The 16,652-nt window shown below is 74.6% G+C and carries 16 protein-coding genes; 8 read left to right on the forward strand and 8 right to left on the reverse strand.

The window, feature by feature from the left end:
- Positions 1-40: 40 nt before the first annotated feature.
- Together ACWDD9_RS12920 and ACWDD9_RS12925 are read right to left on the reverse strand one after the other, a co-directional pair.
- Positions 41-1,681: a protein kinase domain-containing protein gene (locus ACWDD9_RS12920; protein ID WP_449811612.1), complete on the reverse strand. Its 1,641-nt coding sequence runs from the start codon at positions 1,679-1,681 to the stop codon at positions 41-43.
- Positions 1,678-2,439 carry a serine/threonine protein kinase gene (locus ACWDD9_RS12925; RefSeq protein WP_449811613.1) on the reverse strand — a complete coding sequence of 254 codons (762 nt, stop codon included), beginning with the start codon at positions 2,437-2,439 and terminating at the stop codon, positions 1,678-1,680. The genes ACWDD9_RS12920 and ACWDD9_RS12925 overlap by 4 nt, the downstream gene beginning before the upstream one ends.
- A 299-nt stretch (positions 2,440-2,738) precedes the next feature.
- Between ACWDD9_RS12925 and ACWDD9_RS12930 the strand changes: the two genes are divergently transcribed.
- Positions 2,739-3,146: a hypothetical protein gene (locus tag ACWDD9_RS12930; RefSeq protein ID WP_449811614.1), complete on the forward strand. Its 408-nt coding sequence runs from the start codon at positions 2,739-2,741 to the stop codon at positions 3,144-3,146.
- A gap of 311 nt (positions 3,147-3,457) precedes the next feature.
- Complete coding sequence (gene nagB / locus ACWDD9_RS12935; RefSeq protein ID WP_049652442.1) at positions 3,458-4,240, forward strand: glucosamine-6-phosphate deaminase; 783 nt, start codon at positions 3,458-3,460, stop codon at positions 4,238-4,240.
- A gap of 199 nt (positions 4,241-4,439) precedes the next feature.
- On the opposite strand, the gene ACWDD9_RS12940 is transcribed toward nagB, so the two are convergent.
- The 3 genes from ACWDD9_RS12940 to ACWDD9_RS12950 all read right to left on the reverse strand — a co-directional run bounded on the left by ACWDD9_RS12940 (position 4,440) and on the right by ACWDD9_RS12950 (position 7,934).
- Entirely contained in the window at positions 4,440-5,570 is a 1,131-nt protein-coding gene (locus ACWDD9_RS12940) for an aminotransferase class I/II-fold pyridoxal phosphate-dependent enzyme (protein WP_449811615.1), read from the reverse strand.
- Positions 5,567-6,223, reverse strand: coding sequence for a helix-turn-helix transcriptional regulator (locus ACWDD9_RS12945; RefSeq protein WP_380782912.1), 657 nt, complete (start codon positions 6,221-6,223; stop codon positions 5,567-5,569). The genes ACWDD9_RS12940 and ACWDD9_RS12945 overlap by 4 nt, the downstream gene beginning before the upstream one ends.
- 100 nt (positions 6,224-6,323) lie before the next feature.
- Positions 6,324-7,934, reverse strand: a complete 1,611-nt coding sequence (locus ACWDD9_RS12950; RefSeq protein WP_449811616.1) for a beta-propeller fold lactonase family protein — start codon at positions 7,932-7,934, stop codon at positions 6,324-6,326.
- 306 nt (positions 7,935-8,240) lie between these two features.
- Here ACWDD9_RS12950 and ACWDD9_RS12955 point away from each other — a divergent pair, with 306 nt between their 5' ends.
- From ACWDD9_RS12955 to ACWDD9_RS12975, 5 genes are all read left to right on the forward strand, one after another.
- Positions 8,241-8,690 carry an RrF2 family transcriptional regulator gene (locus ACWDD9_RS12955; RefSeq protein ID WP_049652449.1) on the forward strand — a complete coding sequence of 150 codons (450 nt, stop codon included), beginning with the start codon at positions 8,241-8,243 and terminating at the stop codon, positions 8,688-8,690.
- Positions 8,691-8,839: 149 nt separating this feature from the next.
- Complete coding sequence (locus ACWDD9_RS12960; protein WP_380744629.1) at positions 8,840-10,021, forward strand: globin domain-containing protein; 1,182 nt, start codon at positions 8,840-8,842, stop codon at positions 10,019-10,021.
- A 190-nt stretch (positions 10,022-10,211) separates the two neighbouring features.
- A complete protein-coding gene (locus ACWDD9_RS12965; protein ID WP_449811617.1) occupies positions 10,212-10,973 on the forward strand; it encodes a (Fe-S)-binding protein in 762 nt (253 codons plus the stop codon).
- Positions 10,970-12,385, forward strand: a complete 1,416-nt coding sequence (locus tag ACWDD9_RS12970) for a lactate utilization protein B (protein WP_387967926.1) — start codon at positions 10,970-10,972, stop codon at positions 12,383-12,385. The genes ACWDD9_RS12965 and ACWDD9_RS12970 overlap by 4 nt, the downstream gene beginning before the upstream one ends.
- The gene (locus ACWDD9_RS12975) at positions 12,382-13,128 is read left to right on the forward strand and encodes a LutC/YkgG family protein (RefSeq protein WP_449811618.1); all 747 of its coding nucleotides are present in this window, start codon (positions 12,382-12,384) and stop codon (positions 13,126-13,128) included. The genes ACWDD9_RS12970 and ACWDD9_RS12975 overlap by 4 nt, the downstream gene beginning before the upstream one ends.
- Here the strand turns inward: ACWDD9_RS12975 and ddaH are convergent.
- Together ddaH and ACWDD9_RS12985 are read right to left on the reverse strand one after the other, a co-directional pair.
- Positions 13,115-13,942 (reverse strand): dimethylargininase, encoded by an 828-nt coding sequence (ddaH, locus tag ACWDD9_RS12980; protein ID WP_416873781.1) that lies wholly within the window; start codon positions 13,940-13,942, stop codon positions 13,115-13,117. The genes ACWDD9_RS12975 and ddaH overlap by 14 nt on opposite strands.
- 249 nt (positions 13,943-14,191) lie before the next feature.
- Complete coding sequence (locus ACWDD9_RS12985) at positions 14,192-15,085, reverse strand: 4Fe-4S domain-containing protein (protein ID WP_449811619.1); 894 nt, start codon at positions 15,083-15,085, stop codon at positions 14,192-14,194.
- A gap of 216 nt (positions 15,086-15,301) precedes the next feature.
- Here ACWDD9_RS12985 and ACWDD9_RS12990 point away from each other — a divergent pair, with 216 nt between their 5' ends.
- The gene (locus ACWDD9_RS12990) at positions 15,302-16,084 is read left to right on the forward strand and encodes an SGNH/GDSL hydrolase family protein (RefSeq protein WP_449811620.1); all 783 of its coding nucleotides are present in this window, start codon (positions 15,302-15,304) and stop codon (positions 16,082-16,084) included.
- A 39-nt stretch (positions 16,085-16,123) separates the two neighbouring features.
- Here ACWDD9_RS12990 and ACWDD9_RS12995 read toward each other — a convergent pair whose 3' ends face one another.
- Complete coding sequence (locus ACWDD9_RS12995; protein WP_449811621.1) at positions 16,124-16,552, reverse strand: ribosomal maturation YjgA family protein; 429 nt, start codon at positions 16,550-16,552, stop codon at positions 16,124-16,126.
- Positions 16,553-16,652 lie beyond the last annotated feature (100 nt).

Here is a 16,652-nt window from a genome sequence, read left to right on the forward strand (position 1 = left end):
GATACATAGGGATGTGGCATAACTCATCCCAATTCGGCAGTCACCCACCGTAGCCATGAAGGTACTGAAGCACTTTGTCGACATGTTGCCGAAGCCGTTCCGGGACGCCCCCGGCGGTCGCCACGGTCTTGTCGCTGGTCCGGTAGGCCGCCGCGACCAGGGCGGGCAGGTCGTGGGTGAAGCCGTGGCGCTTTATCTGCTGGTCGAGCCAGCAGGCGTAGTTGCCCATCGCGGCGATCGCGTCGCCCGGGTCCCAGTACGACTTCGGACCGGCGTGGGTGGCGGCCTTGCCCCAGGCCTCGAAGACGGAGGGCGTCCACAGGGCGATGCCGTACTCGCCGGTCTCCGGGCGGGCGGCCTTCGGGTCGAAGCCGCTCTCGGCCTTCAGCATGGCGGCCAGCAGCACCGGGGTGACCTCCGGCTCGGGGCAGCGCCGCGCCGCGGTCTCGATCATGCCCCGGTAGGCCACCGGGACGTCCGATCCGGCCGGGATCGCGCCGGGCGGCGGGGGCGCCGCGCGCTCAGCCGCGCCCGGACCGCCGGGCTCCGGGCCACCGGCCAGGGCGAGGACGGCGAGCCCGCAGGCGAGCAGGCCCGCGCCGGACCGGACGGCGGCCTGGACGGCGACCGGGACAGCGGCCCGGACAGCGGCCCGACGGCCCCGGCCCGGAACGGCGGCGGCCCGGGCGACCAGGGCCGCCAGCCCGGCCGGCCCGGTCCGGGTCCGCTCCTCCCGCCCGGGGGCGAGGCAGGCGGCGACCACCGGCCGCCAGCGCACCGGCAGCGCCTCGTGCAGCCGGAGCGGCGCGGCGCCCCGCGCGTACGCCTGGGCGGCCAGCGAGCGGGCCCGGCTGGTGGCGCCGAGGAAGGGGTGCAGGCCGCCGGTGAGCACCTGGTGGGCGATCACCCCGAAGGCCCAGACGTCGGCACTGGGGCGCACCGCGATGCCGCGGGCGCCGGTGCGCTCGGACCACCACTCGGGCGGGACGTGGTCGGGTGAGCCCAGCGGCGGGGCGTAGGCGTGGGTGCCCTCCAGCTCGGCGGTGAGGCCGAAGTCGGCGATCTTCGCGGTGCCGTCGGGCATCAGCAGGACATTGGCCGGTTTCAGGTCCCCGTGCACCCAGCCGACCCGGTGCATGTGGCTCAGCCCGGCACAGACCTCGGCCAGGATCCGCTCGGCGCCGGGCACCGCGGCACCGGGGCGGGCCTCGCCCAGCAGGTCCTGGAGGCTGCCGGCGGCGCGTTCCATCACCAGGGCGACGGCACCGTCGAGCGCCGGGTGGTCCGGGTCCTCGACGGTGGCCACGGCGAGGGTTCGGATCAGGTGGGGGTGGTCGGCGCGGCGGCTGAAACACTGTTCACTGCGGGCCATCCGGGCCACGGTCCGGCGCTGGCCGGGGGCGAACCGGGCCGCGCCGAGGATCTTGACGGCGGCCTGGCTCCCGTCGGGGCCCTCGGCGGCGTACACGCTGCCCCAGGCACCCGCGCCGAGGAAGGCGCCGAGGCGGTAGCCGGCGATCGGGTAGCCCTCCGGGACCGCGAAGGACGGGCCCCCGGACGGCCCGGGGTCGGAACCCGGCTCGGGCTCGGGGTCGGAACCCGGCTCCGGCCCGGGCTCAGACCGCGGCGACGGCTCCGGCTCGGACCGCGGCGACGGCTCGGACGGGGCGCCGGGCGTCACGGCCGGGCGACCGGGCGCCGGGGCGGGAGCAGGGCCAGGTGCTCCTCCCGGACGAGGTCGAACTTCAGCGCCAGCGCCACCAGTTCCTCGCGCTTGCCGCCGGCCGACCCTTCCTCGTACGGCTCGCGCAGCCGCAGCTTGGCCTCCACCAGGTAGTCGATGTGGTAGTTGACCGCCGAGCGGCTCAGCCCGCGGCAGCCGGGCAGGGCGCGCAGCCGGGCGAGCACCTCGGTCACCCCGGGGACGGCGGCGGCGGAGGGCGAGCGCAGCCGGGGCTCGCAGAGCGCGAGCAGGACCAGGAAGTACTTGGCGGTCGGGTCCAGGGCGAACGGGCTGACGGTGTGCTCGCCGTCGGCGCCGCCGGGCCGCCCGTCGAGGTAGGCGTGCTGCGGGGCGAAGACCTTGAAGGCCGCGGGCTCGCCGAGCGCGGGCAGCAGCACCCGCGAGAGCTCGAACGGGACGGGGGCGCCGAGCCGGCCGGGCGCGACCTTGACGTGCTCCCCCGCGCCCTCCAGGTTCTCCACCACGTAGGTGGCCGAGGTGCTGAAGTTGGACAGCCGCCAGTAGTCCTCGGCTGCGACCACCTCCCCCGCCCGGCGGGAGACGCCCTGGTCGGGCAGTGGGATGGGGACCGGCCGGCCGGGCTCCCCGCGCCCGAACACCGCGGTCTCGCCCGGGCCCATCCGCAGCAGGCCGGGGGCCCCACCGGGCCTCATCCCGGGCCCGAGGCCGGGCAGTTGGACGATGACCGTGTCCACGCGGCACCTCCGTGGGATCGGGTCGATACCTCCGTGGGATGGGGTCGATGGTATCCGTCCTATTCGCCCCGGGGGCAAACCCGCCACCCGGACGGGTGAGGAACCGCCCTCTTCCACCCATGAACTGATCATCCGTCAGGACTGGAGTTGTCCGTGTGCTGAACAGATGAGGAATGGTTGCAGGATGTAGTTGAACGGTCACCATGAGTGTGACGCAACGCACACACAACACGTTCACGATGTGTGCAAGACTCATCTCAAGGAGTGAGATTCCCTTAATTTCCAAGGAGGTTCGTATCATGCGCGCTCGGATCGCAGCTGTGGTGATGGCGGCGGCAGGGATCGCCGGCCTGACGGCGGCCCCGGCCATAGCGGCCACCGCGACGTCCGACACCGACACCGCGCTCTGCGCCACGGTGCTCAACCAGCCCTGCATCTCGCACCAGGCCGACGGCTCCGGCATCGTCGGCGTCGCCCAGGTCAGCGCGGACCCGAGCCAGTTGACGCTGGTTCGGGTCGAGGTCCGCACCCAGTCCGCCTGGGGCAGCCCCTGGGAGGCGGTCGCCTCCGCGACCACCATCCGGTTCGGCTCCGCCAAGGCGGTCACCCCGCGGGTGACCGCCGGCGCCCCCCGCATGATCTGCGCGACCGCCGGCCCCGCGCTGGACGTCGCCAAGCAGGTCACCACCTGTACCCGCCCGTTCTGATCGCGGGGCCGCCGAGGCGCCGCACCCGCCACCCCCACGCCGTCCGTACGACCGGGCAGCCGTCCGGACGACCAGGGGGCGGGAAGCAGTAGAGGACACCACCACCGGGGCCGGCCGCCGGGACATCCCGTCCCGACGACCGGCCCCGGCCATGCCGATCGGGCGGCAGCCGTCCCGATCAGGCAGAAGAGGCGGTGGCGGAGATCATCCGGAACGCGGACCCGGGTGGACCTGGGGCACCCCTTCACGGCAAACTGGTCTAGACCTTGGAGGTCTAGACCTCAGCCTCGCCTCAGAACGGTGGACCCAGTATGGAAATCGTGATCGTCCCTGACGCCCGTGCGGCCGGCGAACTCATCGCCGCGGCGATCACCGATCTGCTGACCGACAAGCCCGACGCCCTGCTCGGCGTGGCCACCGGCTCGACCCCGCTGCCGATCTACCAGGCCCTGGCCGAGCGGGTCCGCGACGGCCGGCTGGACGCCGCCGAGGCGCGCATCTGCCAGCTGGACGAGTACGTCGGCCTGCCCGCCGGCCACCCGGAGTCCTACCGCTCGGTGGTGCTGCGCGAGGTCGTGGAGCCGCTCGGCCTGACCGAGGACTCCTTCCTGGGCCCGGACGGCAACGCCTCCGACATCGCCGCGGCGGCCACCGCCTACGACCGCGCGCTGGCCGAGGCCGGCGGCGTCGACCTCCAGCTGCTCGGCATCGGCACGGACGGCCACATCGGCTTCAACGAGCCCTGCTCCTCGCTCTCCTCCCGGACCCGGATCAAGACCCTGACCCGGCAGACCCGCGAGGACAACGCCCGCTTCTTCGACAGCCTCGACGAGGTGCCGCACCACGTCATCACCCAGGGCATCGGCACCATCCTGGAGGCCCGCCACCTGGTCCTGCTCGCCACCGGCGAGGCCAAGGCCGAGGCCGTCGCGCTCGCCGTCGAGGGCCCGCTCTCCGCGGTCGTCCCCGCCTCGGCGCTGCAGCTGCACCCGCACGCCACCGTCGTGGTGGACGAGGCGGCCGCCTCCCGCCTCAAGCTCGCCGACTACTTCCGCGACACCTACGCGGCCAAGCCTGCCTGGCAGAAGCTCTGAGCGCTCCCGGGCAGCGGCCTTGACGGCCGTGACGGCCGGGGCGCCGACCACCGACTCCCCTCGGTGGCCGGCGCCCCGGCCGTTTCGCCGTACGGAGACGCCGCTCAGCACCGCGAGCACCGCTCAGCGCGGGGAGCACCGCTCAGTTCCGCGAGCACCGCTCAGCATGGGGAGCACCGCTCAGCGCGGGGAGCGCCGCTCAGCGCTTGCGGAGCCAGTCGGCGAAGGCCGCCAGGCCCGGGCCCGGGTCGCGGCGGCCGACGCCGATCCGGAACCGGTCGGGCGGGGTCGGGGTCAGCTCCGAGCGGAAGATCCCGGCGGGCAGCAGCAGCACGCCCGCCTGCTCGACCAGCGCGGTGCAGAACTCCTCCACGCCGTCCGGGCCCAGGTAGCGCGGGAAGGCGACGCAGCCGCCGTCCGGCGCGCGCCACTCGAAGAGGTCGGCGAACTCGGCGAAGAAGGCGTCGAACAGCGGCAGGTTCCCGGCGATGATCGCGCGGTTGCGGGCCAGGATGCGGTCGCGGGCGGTGATCGCGATCCGGGCCAGCACCTCGCTCGGCGCCGAGTTGCAGATCGTGGTGTAGTGCTTGGCCCGCTCCAGGCGCGAGCGCAGTTCCTGGTCCCGGCAGGCGATCCAGCCGATCCGCAGGCCGGGCAGGCCGAGCGACTTGGAGGTCACGTTGAGCGAGAGGGCCCGCGCGGAGAGGTCGGCGGCCTGCGGCAGGGCGCGGGCCGGGTCGCGCTCCAGGCCGCGGTAGACCTCGTCCGAGAACAGCCGGATGCCGCGCTCGTCGCAGAGCTCGGCCAGCCGGACGAAGTCGGCGGCGTCGATCACCGTGCCGGTCGGGTTGTTCGGGAAGTTGACCGACAGCACCCTGGTGTTCGGCCGCAGCGCCGCCTCGACCGCGTCCAGGTCCAGCGCCCAGTCCCGCTCCGGGTCCAGCGCGACGCCGGTGACCTCGCAGAGCGAGAGCGGGACGGTCTCGGCGGACTGGTAGTTCGGGGTCAGCACCACCGCGTGGTCGCCCGGTTCGAGCAGGACCTGCATGGCGAGGTTGAGCCCCTCCTGGGCGCCGCCGAAGCAGATCACGTCGTCCTCGCCGACCCGCTCGTACATCCCGGCGACGGCGCGGCGCAGCCCGGGGTCGCCGAAGGTCTCGGTGTAGCCGAGGGCCAGGGTGTCCCAGGCCTCGCGGTCCTCGGGGCCCGCCAGGGCGAGCAGCTCGGCCATCGTCATGGTCTGCGCGTCGGAGGCGGTGAGGTGGTGGCGGGCGGTGAACTCCCAGCGCGAGAAGTGGGTTTCGAGCCGGAAGTCGGGGAGCCGGGTCACTGGTGGTCCTCCTCGGTGGGGCCCGCGGGGTGCTGCTTGAGCTCGGCGAGCAGGCTGTAGGCGCTGGAGCGGGAGATCCGCAGCGCGGTGGCGACGACGGGGACGGCGCGCCGGACGGCGAACACGCCCGCCCGGTCGAGTTCGCCCAGGACGGCGAGCCGGTCCTCGCGGGTGAAGCGCTCCAGCGGGCGGCCCTGGGCACGGACGTACCCGCCGACCACGTCGTTGATCCGCTCGGTCCAGTCGCGCTCGAAGAGCGGTTCGGGGCGCGGCGCGGTGGGGGCGGCGAAGCCGGCCAGCAGGGCGGCGGCCTGCTCCAGCGGGCCCCGGTCGAGGTTGACGCAGAGCACCGCGGTGGGCTTCCCGTCGTCGTCGCGCAGCACGGCGCTGACGGAGGAGAGCCGGCGTCCGTCGGGCAGCAGCTTCGCGTACGGGCCGTAGACGTCGGGGGCGGAGGGGTCGATCCCGTCGAGCTCGCCGAGCAGCGAAGGGTCGCCGGGGGCCCGGGGGGTCATCGGGTTCCAGACGGCGAGGACCCGGTCGGTGGCGGTGTCGTGCAGTACGACCTCGGCGTACGGGCCGAGCAGCAGGGCCACCGCGCGGCAGACCGGGGACCAGGTCCGTACGCGGGGGTCGGGGTTTTCCGAGGACATGCCTGGACTGTACGTCCGGATCGGACACTTGGTCCAGGGCTTTTCGCGTCCCGGGCCCCGCCGGAGGGTTCCGGCGGGGCCCGGGGCGGCTGCCCGTGCGCTACTTGCAGGTGATCAGCAGCCCGAGCACCGCGGAGCAGCTGCGGGTGGCCCGGCTGGTGGCGGGCGACGGGTCGGCGGGCGCCCCGGCGGTGCGCGCCACGGTGACGTCCCAGCTGCGGAGCAGGGTGAGCAGGCCGACGCCGACCGAGAAGTGCCGGGTGGTGCTCGCGCCCTTGGCCAGCGGCGCGGTCAGCGCGCAGCTGAGCTTCCCGGCGGCGACGGTGCAGTCGCCGGAGGTCGTGGTCAGCCCGGCGGGCAGGTCGGCGGCGACGGTGGCCGTGGTCACCGGGTCGGGGCCCTGGCCGGTGAGGGTGACGGTGTAGTCGACCCGGCTGGAGAGCAGCCCGGTGACCGGGGTCGCGGTGAGCGCGACGCCCAGGTGGGCGGCGGGAGCGGTGTAGGTGAAGCGGTCGGCGGCGACGGCCGCGCTGGTGCCGCCGGGCCCGGTGACCCGCACGTCCACGGCTCCGGCGACGGTGGTGGCGGGGGCGGTCGCGGTGCAGCTGGTCTTCGTGCAGCTGAACGAGGTGGCGGCACCGGCCGCGCCGAAGGTCACGGCGGTGGCGCCGGCCAGGTCGGTGCCGGTGATGGTCACCGCGGTGCCGCCCGTCCCGGAGCCGCCGTTCGGGCTGATCGCGGTCACGTCCGGCACCGGCAGCGGGAAGGTCACCACATCGACGGCGCTGCCGGTGAAGTCGGCGAGGTAGCCGTGCCGCCCGTCGGCGGTCAGGGCCAGGCTGTACGGACTGGCGCCCACCGGGACGGTCGCGGTGACCGTCCGGCTCGCGGTGTCCACCACGCTCAGGGTGTTGTCGGCGTAGTTGGAGACGTAGGCCGCCGTGCCGTCCGGGGAGACGGTCACCGCGTAGGGGCCGGAGCCGACGGCGACGGTGCCGAGGACCGCACCGGCCGCGGTGTCGATCACGGCGGCGGTGCCGTCGTCGCCGTCGGCGGTCCACAGCCGGGTGCCGTCCGGGCTGAGCGCGAGGCCGAAGACGCCGTGGCCGACCGGGACGGTGCCGCTCACCGTGCCGCTCGCGGTGTCGACCACGGTGACGGCCTTGGCGCCGGACGCGGCGACGTACAGCCGGGTGCCGTCCGGGGAGACGGCCAGGCCGTGCGGCTCGGCGCCGACCGGCACGGTCGCGGTCACGGTGTCGGACGACGTGTCCAGCACGCTCACGGTGTTGGCGGCGGCGTTGCTCACGTAGGCGCGGGAGCCGTTCGGCGCGAGGGCGAGGCCCCAGGGCTGGGCGCCGACCGGGACGGTCGCGGTGACGGCGTCGGTCGCGGTGTCCACGACGCTGACGGTGTTGTCCAGGTGGTGGGTCAGGTAGACCCGGTGCCCGTCGGGCGACACGGCCACGGCGTACGAGCCGGACCCGGCGGTGAAGCCGCCGGACACGGTGTTGCTCGCGGTGTCGAGCACGCTGACGGCGCCGCTGCTCTGGCTGGTCACATAGGCGTGGCCGCCGTCCGGCGTCAGCGCGACGCCCGCCGGGTACGGCGCCACCGCCAGGTGCGCGGCGACGGCCGGCGGCGGTGTGACGGCCTCGGCGGTCGCGGGCAGCGACAGCAGTGCGGCCGTGGTCGCGGATATCGCGGCCACGGCCGTCCGGGTACGACGGGGCGTGCGGGGTGTTCTCACGGGTCTCTCCAGCTGCTCGGCACGGACGAACGTGTGGTGGTGCTGTGGTGGGTTCGGAGCCGGGGGAAGCGTAGAAGCCGCCCTGACTTTCCGTCAGGGAGTGACTACTAATGTCGCCAAATGTTCAGATCCGATCGCCGCGCGAGGGTGCACGAACCCGCCACGGCCCCGACCGGGCCGAGGGCTCCGGATCGACGTGACCGGGGTCTCGATCGACGTCGTGCAGAAAATTGGAGTTGCGGAGTCGTATTCGATAGCGTTCCGAACGTGAGGCTGACCAAGAGCACCGACATCGCCCTGCGGATCGCCATGCGACTGGCCGTCCTGGGCGAGGGCGACAACCCGACCACCCGCGAGGTGGCCGCGTCGGTCGGCGTGCCGTACACCCACGCGGCGAAGGTGGTCAGCCGGCTGCAGCACCTGGGGGTGGTGGAGGCTCGGCGCGGTCGCGGCGGCGGGCTGATGCTCACCTTCGCCGGGCGGACCGGTTCGCTCGGACTGCTGCTGCGGGAGCTGGAGGGGGTCGGCGACGTGGTCGGCTGCGAGGACGACCCGCCCTGCCCGCTGCGGGCCGCGTGCCGGCTGCGCGGAGCACTGCGGGGCGCCCAGGAGGCGTTCTTCGCCGCGCTCGACCACCTCTCCATCGACGACCTGGTGGCCTCCCCCACCGGGCCGGTCCTGCTCAGCCTCACCGCGAGACCCGCCGACACCGCCTGACCCACCGGCGTCACCGGCACCGCCGGATCCACCGAGACTGCCGGACCCACCGGGACCGCCGGACCCACCGGCCGATCGGCCCACCGGGGCCACGCGCCTCTTTCACAGCCTTTAATGCGAATCTCAGATACCAGTTAGGAGCCCGACTGATGCTGTCCGCGAAGTCCACCGAGGTCATCGAGGCCACCCTGCCCGTCGTGGGCGCCGCCATCGGCGACATCACCCCGCGCTTCTACGACCGGCTGTTCGCCGCGCACCCGGAGCTGCTGCGCGACCTCTTCAACCGGGGCAACCAGGCCAACGGCACCCAGCGCGAGGCGCTGGCCGGCTCGATAGCCGCCTTCGCCACCGCCCTGATCGCCGACCCGGACCAGCGGCCGGACGCGATGCTCGCCCGCATCGCCCACAAGCACGTCTCCGTCGGCATCGACAGCAGCCAGTACAAGATCGTCCACGAGCACCTGTTCGCCGCCATCGTGGAGGTGCTCGGCGAGGCCGTCACCCCCGAGGTCGCCGCCGCCTGGGACGAGGTCTACTGGCTGATGGCCAACGCGCTGATCGCCGTCGAGGACCGGCTGCGCGCCGAGGCCGCCGCCGGCGGCGACCCGGCCGACCTGTGGCGCCCCTACACCGTGATCGCCCGCCACCAGGAGACCGAGGCCGTCACCAGCTACCTGGTCCGCCCCGCCGACGGCCGCCCCGTCCCGGCCTTCCGCCCCGGCCAGTACGTCTCGGTGCGCACCGAACTGGCCGACGGCGCCCGGCAGATCCGCCAGTACAGCCTCTCCGGCGGCGCCGACGGCGCCCTGCGCTTCAGCGTCAAGCGCGAGGACGGCGGCGAGGTCTCCGGCCACCTGCACGACCACCTGAAGGCCGGCGACCCCGTCGAACTGGCGCCCCCGCTGGGCGACATCGCCCTGGCCGACGGCGACGGCCCGGTGCTGCTCGCCTCCGCCGGCATCGGCAACACCCCGATGACCGCCATGCTCGACCACCTCGCCGCCACCGGCTCCACCCGGCGGATCGTCTCCGTCCACGGCGACCGCGACCAGCTGAGCCACGCCTTCCGGGCCGAACTGGCACGGCTCACCGCCGACCTGCCGAACGCGGACTCGCACGTCTTCTACGAGCGGCCGCTCGGCGAGTGGCCGGCCGAGCGCACCGGCCTGGTGGACCTCTCCACCGTCGAGGTCCCGGCCGGCACCACCGCCTACCTCTGCGGGCCGCTCCCCTTCCTGCGCGCCGTCCGCGAGCAGCTGCTGACCGCGGGCGTCCCGGCGGCGGACATCCACTACGAGGTGTTCGGGCCGGACCTCTGGCTCGGCGCCTGAGGCCGTGAGGCCGTGAGGCCGTGAGGCCCGGGGGCTGACGTCCCCGGCCGAGGTCGCACGGCCGAAGTCCCACCGCGGCACCGGTCCGCTCGGTACGATCACGAGCGGTCCGGTGCCGATCGGCGTCCGGCAGTTCGGCGTCCGGCGGTTCGGGCGTCCGGGGGGTCCGGTTCGGCAGAAGGGAGCCCGGATGCGGGTCGCGCTGTTCGCCACCTGCGTCAACGACGCGCTGTTCCCCGCCACGGCGGTGGCCACCGTCCGGCTGCTGGAACGGCTCGGCGTGACGGTGGACTTCCCCGCCGGGCAGACCTGCTGCGGGCAGCCGCAGTACAACACCGGCTACCGCAGGGGCTGCGAGCCGCTGGTCCGACGGACCGCGAAGGCCTTCGCCGGGTACGACCACGTGGTGACGCCCTCGGGCTCCTGCGTGGCGATGGTCCGGGACAACTACCCCCGGATCGGCGCCAGGGCCGCCGCCGAGGGCCGGGGTACCGAACTCGCCGACCTGGCCACCGACCTGGTGCCCCGGGTGGTCGAGCTGACCGAGTTCCTGACCGATGTGCTCGGCGTCGAGGACGTCGGCGCGTACTTCCCGCACACCGTCACCTACCACCCCTCCTGCCACGGCCTGCGCCTGCTCGGCCTCGGCGGGCGCCCGCGCCGGCTGCTGGACGCCGTCGAGGGCCTGGAGCTGGTCGAGCTGCCCGGGGCCGAGGAGTGCTGCGGCTTCGGCGGCACCTTCGCGGTCAAGAACGCGGCGGTCTCGGCGGCCATGGCCGAGGACAAGATCGCCAACGCGCTCGGCACCGGCGCCAGCGTACTGTGCGGCGCCGACAACTCCTGCCTACTGCACCTCGGCGGCACCCTGCGCCGCCGGGGCGCGCCGCTGCGGCCGCTGCACCTGGCGGAGATCCTGGCCAGCACCGAGGAGCACCCCTGGAGGCCCGTGTGAGCGGTACGTTCCTCGGCATGCCCGCCTTCCCGCAGGCCGCCGCCAAGGCCGTACGGGACGAGCGGCTGCGCGCCAACCTGCGGCACGCCACCCACACCATCCGCGACAAGCGGGCCCGGGCGGTCGCCGAACTCGCCGACTGGGACCGGCTGCGCGCCGCCGGGAAGGCGATCAAGGACCACACGCTGCGCCACCTCGACCGCTACCTGGTGCAGTTGGAGGAGTCCGTCACGGCGGCCGGCGGCACCGTGCACTGGGCCGCCGACGCCGAGGAGGCCAATCGGATCGTCGCCGGACTGGTAAAGGCCACCGGACGGACCGAGGTCGTCAAGGTCAAGTCGATGGCCACCCAGGAGATCGAGCTCAACGAGGCGCTGGCGGCCGAGGGGATCACCGCCTACGAGACCGATCTCGCCGAGCTGATCGTGCAGTTGGGCGACGACCGGCCCTCGCACATCCTGGTGCCGGCGATCCACCGCAACCGGGCGGAGATCCGGCAGGTCTTCGCCGACCGAATGGCCTCCTGGGGCCGCCCGGCGCCCAGGGGCCTCACCGACTCGCCCGCCGAACTCGCCGAGGCCGCCCGGCTGCACCTGCGGGAGAAGTTCCTGCGCGCCGAAGTCGCCGTCTCCGGCGCCAACTTCATGGTCGCCGAGACCGGCACCCTGGTGGTGGTCGAGTCCGAGGGCAACGGCCGGATGTGCCTCACCCTGCCGCGCACGCTGATCTCGGTGGTCGGGATCGAGAAGGTCGTGCCGACCTGGCGGGACCTGGAGGTCTTCCTCCAGCTGCTCCCCCGCTCCTCCACCGCCGAGCGGATGAACCCGTACACCTCGCTCTGGACCGGGACGACGGAGGGCGACGGCCCGTCCGAGTTCCACCTGGTGCTGCTGGACAACGGCCGCACCGCCGCGCTGGCCGACCAGGTCGGCCGCCAGGCGCTGCGCTGCATCCGCTGCTCGGCCTGCCTCAACGTCTGCCCGGTGTACGAGCGGGCCGGCGGGCACGCCTACGGCTCGGTCTACCCGGGGCCGATCGGCGCCATCCTGACGCCCCAACTGCGCGGCACCGCGAGCCCGGTGGACGCCTCGCTGCCGTACGCCTCCTCGCTCTGCGGGGCCTGCTACGAGGTCTGCCCGGTCGCGATCGACATCCCCGAGGTGCTGGTGCACCTGCGCGAGCGGGTCGCCGAGCAGGGCGGGCACCCGCTGGAGCGGGCCGCGATGGCCGCCGCCGGGTTCGTGCTGGACCACCCGGCGGCGCTCGCCGCCGCCGAGCGGCTGGCCGGGCGCACCCGGTCGCTGCACCCGCGCCGGCTGCCCGGGCCCGGGCGGGCCTGGACCGACACCCGGGACCTGCCGGAGGTGCCGGCCGAACCGTTCCGCGACTGGTGGCGGAGGAACCGCACATGACCGCATCCGACCGGCCCGAACGGACCTCGAACTCACGCGAGTTGGTGCTCGGCCGGATCCGGGCCGCCCTCGGCGACGCCGCCGGCGTGGCCGAACAGCCGCTGCCCCGCGACTACCTGACGGCGCACGTGCCGACGGACGACCCGGCGGCGGTGCTCGACCTGCTGCACCGCAACCTGGCCGACTACCGGGCCCTGGTGCACCGCTGCCACGAGGACGAACTGCCGCGCCGGATCGCCGGGTTGCTGGCGGAGCGGGGCAGCCGGACGGTCGTGGTGCCGGCCGGGCTGCCGGCCGACTGGCTCACCGCGGCCGAGGCCGAGGGGGTCGAACTCCTCCCGGACGACGGGACGCTGACCGCCGCCCGACTGGACGCCGTGGACAGCGTGGTGACCGGCTGCGCGCTGGCCGTCGCCGAGACCGGGACGATCGTGCTGGACGCCGGACCGGGCCAGGGGCGACGGCTGCTCTCGCTCGTCCCCGACCACCACGTCTGCGTGGTGCGGGCCCCGGAGCAGGTCGTCGCCTCGGTGCCGCTCGCGCTGCCCCGGCTCGATCCGGTACGGCCGCAGACCTGGATCTCGGGGCCGTCCGCCACCAGCGACATCGAGCTGGACCGGGTGGAGGGGGTGCACGGGCCGCGCACCCTGGAGGTGCTGCTGGTCACCGCGGCGCCGGAGCCGGACGACGCCCGGCACGGCATCCGGGGCGGCACCGGGGGCGGCACCGTCACTCCGGCCTGAGCTCCAGGGTGCAGCACTTCGCCCCGCCGCCGCCCTTCAGCAGCTCCGAGACGTCCACCGGGACGGGCTGGTAGCCGTGCTCGGTCAGCCGGCCGGCCAGGTTCTTGGCGGCCTCCGGCAGCAGCACCCGGAGGCCGTCCGAGACCGCGTTGAGCCCGAACACCTCGGCGTCGGCCCGGTCGGCGAGGATCGCGTCCGGGTAGAGCGCGCGCAGCACCGAACGGCTGTCGGCGTCGAAGGCCTCCGGGTAGTACATGACGTGGTCGTCGGCGAGCACCGCCAGCGCGGTGTCCAGGTGGTAGAAGCGCGGGTCGACCAGGGTCAGGCTGACCACCGGGACGCCGAACAGCTCCCCGGCCTCGGCGTGCGCGGCGCGCGAGGTGCGGAAGCCCGTCCCGGCGAGCACCCGGCGGCCCACCACCAGGTGGTCGCCCTCGCCCTCGTTGACGTGCCCGGCCCGGCGCACCTCGCGGTAGCCGCGCTCCCGGAACCAGGCCAGGTAGGCCTCCGACTCGGCGGCCCGCTCCGGGTAGCGGAAGGTGGCGACCAGGGCACGGCCGTCCAGGACGGTGGCGCCGTTGGCGGCGTACACCATGTCGGGCAGGCCGGGCACCGGGTCGATCAGCTCGACGGTGTGGCCGAGCCGGCGGTACGTCCAGTAGAGCCGCTCCCACTGGCGCAGGGCGAGCGCGGTGTCGGTGGGCTGGGCGGGGTCCATCCACGGGTTGATCGCGTAGTCCACGGTGAAGTGCGTCGGCCGGCACATCAGGTAGCGCCGAGGCCGGGCGTGGCGCTCCGGGGTCTGCGTGAGCATGGCTCAACCATCCTTGGATCGCGGGGAGTTCGTCGCACGGAGTTCGGGGTTCACGGGGCCGAACACCTTCGTTCCCAAGGCGGCTGCCCCGACGGAACCGTTCGCACACCCGAGTGGGCGCTCCCAGCGGTCGCACGCCCCCGCGCACCCGGCGCAGGCACCGGCGCACCGACCCTCCGGCGTCGGCCGGCGGACCGCGCCACCGGCTACCGGCCACCGGCAGGCCGTCCCGTACCGGCGGGCCGCCGGCTACCAGCGGACCGCGCCGAAGTCCACGGGCCTCGGTCGCAGCTCCCGGCACCGCTCGGCCAGCGACCGCAGCCGGCGGTCCGCCTCCCCGGCGGGCATCCGGCGCCGGTCGCCGTGGCCGGGCAGCAGCCACTCGAAGCGCAGCACGCCGAGGCCGCGCCGCAGCGAGGCGGCGAGCTCCTCGATCGAGTACCAGGTGACCGACTCCGCCACCTCGATGTCCCCGGTGGTGCGGGACCAGTACAGGCTGTCCCCGCTGAAGCAGTACCGCTCGTCCGCGACGAAGAGCACGCTGCCCCGGGTGTGGCCGGGGAACGGGTGGGCGACCAGGCCGGGCGAGACCTCCGTCGGCGCGGTGCCGCGCAGCACCCGGTCGGCGTCGGGGGCGGCCGCCAGATCGCCCTCGTGGATCCAGAGCCGGGCGCCGAACCGGTCGGCGTACGCCCGTCCGTGCGCGGCGTGGTCGCGGTGCGTGAGCAGGACGTCGGTGACCGGGCCGAGCGCGGCGCACCGGGCGGCCAGGGCCTCGCTGTAGCGCGGCGTGTCGACCATCACCCAGCCGCTGGGACGGCGGCAGAGGTAGGAGTTGGCACCCGCGGTCTGCCGGGAGTTGTGGCCGAGCAGCAGCAGGTCGTCGGCGAGGGCCAGCGGGAACGGGTCCCCGGCCCGGTCCAGCGGCCCGGTGCCCGGGCGGATGGAACGGGTCGGGCAGGCGTGGGCGGCGGCGAGCAGCTGCCGGCGCTCGGCCGCGTCGCGCGGCTGGCGGACCAGCACCGAGCGGCCCGCGCGCTCGCGGACCAGGTCGGGCGCGAGCTGCCGGGCGACGTCGCAGTTGGTGCACCGGTCGTCGATGGACCAGTTCTCGGGCGGGTCGGGGCGCGGGTCGGTGGTCATGGATGCCTTCCCCCGGGAGGACGGCGGCCGGACCGGCCGCTCCCTTCGAGCATCCGCCGGGCCGGCCGGAAAGCGGAAGGGGCGCGGATCTTGTGCTTTCCGGGGGCCGGCTCTCTGCGGGCGGGAGGGGCCCACGGGGGCACGTGGTCCATCTCACGTGCCCCCGGAGTCACCTACGGTGGCGTAGGTCACTTGATTGGGTGAACTATCTCTTTCATGCCGAATCTCCAGGAGACCCTTGACCTCGATTCGTATGCCGCCATCGGCGACAGCTTCACCGAGGGTCTGAACGACCCCGGCGTCGACGGCAGGTTCGCCGGCTGGGCCGACCGCCTCGCCGGGATCCTCGCCGACGGGCGCCCGCCGGGCGCCTTCCGCTACGCCAACCTCGCGGTGCGCGGCCGGCTGCTGGACCAGATCACCGCCGAGCAGGTGCCGCAGGTCCAGCGCCTCCAGCCCGACCTGGTCACCTTCTGCGCGGGCGGCAACGACATCCTCCGACCGGGCGCCGACCCGGACGAGGTGGCCGAGCGCTTCGAGGCCGCCGTCGTCCAACTCACCGAAAGCGCCGGGAGGGTGCTGATCTGCACCGGCTTCGACACCAAGGACGTGCCGCTGCTGAAGCACCTGCGCGGCAAGATCGCCACCTACAACGGGCACATGCGCGCCGTCGCCGACCGCAACGGCTGCAAGGTGGCCGACCTGTGGTCGCTGCGCGCGGTGCAGGACCGCCGCGCGTGGAGCGAGGACCGCCTGCACCTGTCCCCCGAGGGGCACCAGCGGGTCGCCCTGCTGGCCGCCCGCTCGCTGGGCCTGCACACCGCGCAGGACCCGGAGGCCCCGTGGCCGGACGCCCAGGCGCTCACCCCCGCCGACCAGCGGCGGGAGAACATCCAGTGGGCCCGCGAGTACCTGCTGCCCTGGGTCGGCCGGCGCCTGCGCGGCGAGTCCTCGGGCGACCACGTCGAGCCCAAGCGGCCGGACCTGCTCCCGCTCTGACGGTCCGTCGGGCCGCTCGCCCGGCCCGGTCGGCCGCGTTCAGACGGCTCCGCCGGGTGCCGCGACCCGGGAGGTCCGCAGCACCCGGTGGAGCACCCCGGCGCAGCCCGCGCCGACCAGGTACCAGAGCAGGTCCGGCAGGTTGAAGGTCGAGCCCAGCACCAGCCGGGCCAGGGTGCTGTGCCGCCCCCAGGCGTCCGGCAGTCCGGTCAGCTGGAACAGCTCCACGGCCCAGCTGAGCGCGGCGGCCACGGCGGCGGCCCGGCCGGGGCGCAGCCTCGGCGCGGCCAGCACGAGCAGGGCGTACAGGAGGACGGTGTAGAGCGCGTCCCCGGCGCACTTGGCGAAGTCCCCGCCGAACACGGCCCGCACACCCAGCCCGGCCGCCACTGTCAGCACCGCCGCCGACGCGGCCGCCAGGCGCGTGCGCCGAAGCGCCCGGGAACCGCTCCCCCCAAGATCGTTCACCCGCCCCACGCTACCCCGCGCCCCACGGGCTCCGCCCCGGCCCCGCGCCCCACGCACGCCCCGCCGCCCCCGCACCACCCCCGCGACCCGCAAGCGGACC

This window comes from Kitasatospora sp. NPDC001119 (assembly GCF_053598475.1).

What these genes read in the sequence shown, in the direction of transcription:
- ACWDD9_RS12930 (WP_449811614.1), top strand. Translation starts at nt 2,739, where the DNA reads ATGCGCGCTCGGATCGCAGCTGTGGTGATGGCGGCGGCAGGGATCGCC.
- nagB (WP_049652442.1), top strand. Translation starts at nt 3,458, where the DNA reads ATGGAAATCGTGATCGTCCCTGACGCCCGTGCGGCCGGCGAACTCATC.
- ACWDD9_RS12945 (WP_380782912.1), bottom strand. Translation starts at nt 6,223, where the DNA reads ATGTCCTCGGAAAACCCCGACCCCCGCGTACGGACCTGGTCCCCGGTC.
- ACWDD9_RS12960 (WP_380744629.1), top strand. Translation starts at nt 8,840, where the DNA reads ATGCTGTCCGCGAAGTCCACCGAGGTCATCGAGGCCACCCTGCCCGTC.
- ACWDD9_RS12965 (WP_449811617.1), top strand. Translation starts at nt 10,212, where the DNA reads ATGCGGGTCGCGCTGTTCGCCACCTGCGTCAACGACGCGCTGTTCCCC.
- ACWDD9_RS12975 (WP_449811618.1), top strand. Translation starts at nt 12,382, where the DNA reads ATGACCGCATCCGACCGGCCCGAACGGACCTCGAACTCACGCGAGTTG.
- ddaH (WP_416873781.1), bottom strand. Translation starts at nt 13,942, where the DNA reads ATGCTCACGCAGACCCCGGAGCGCCACGCCCGGCCTCGGCGCTACCTG.
- ACWDD9_RS12985 (WP_449811619.1), bottom strand. Translation starts at nt 15,085, where the DNA reads ATGACCACCGACCCGCGCCCCGACCCGCCCGAGAACTGGTCCATCGAC.
- ACWDD9_RS12990 (WP_449811620.1), top strand. Translation starts at nt 15,302, where the DNA reads ATGCCGAATCTCCAGGAGACCCTTGACCTCGATTCGTATGCCGCCATC.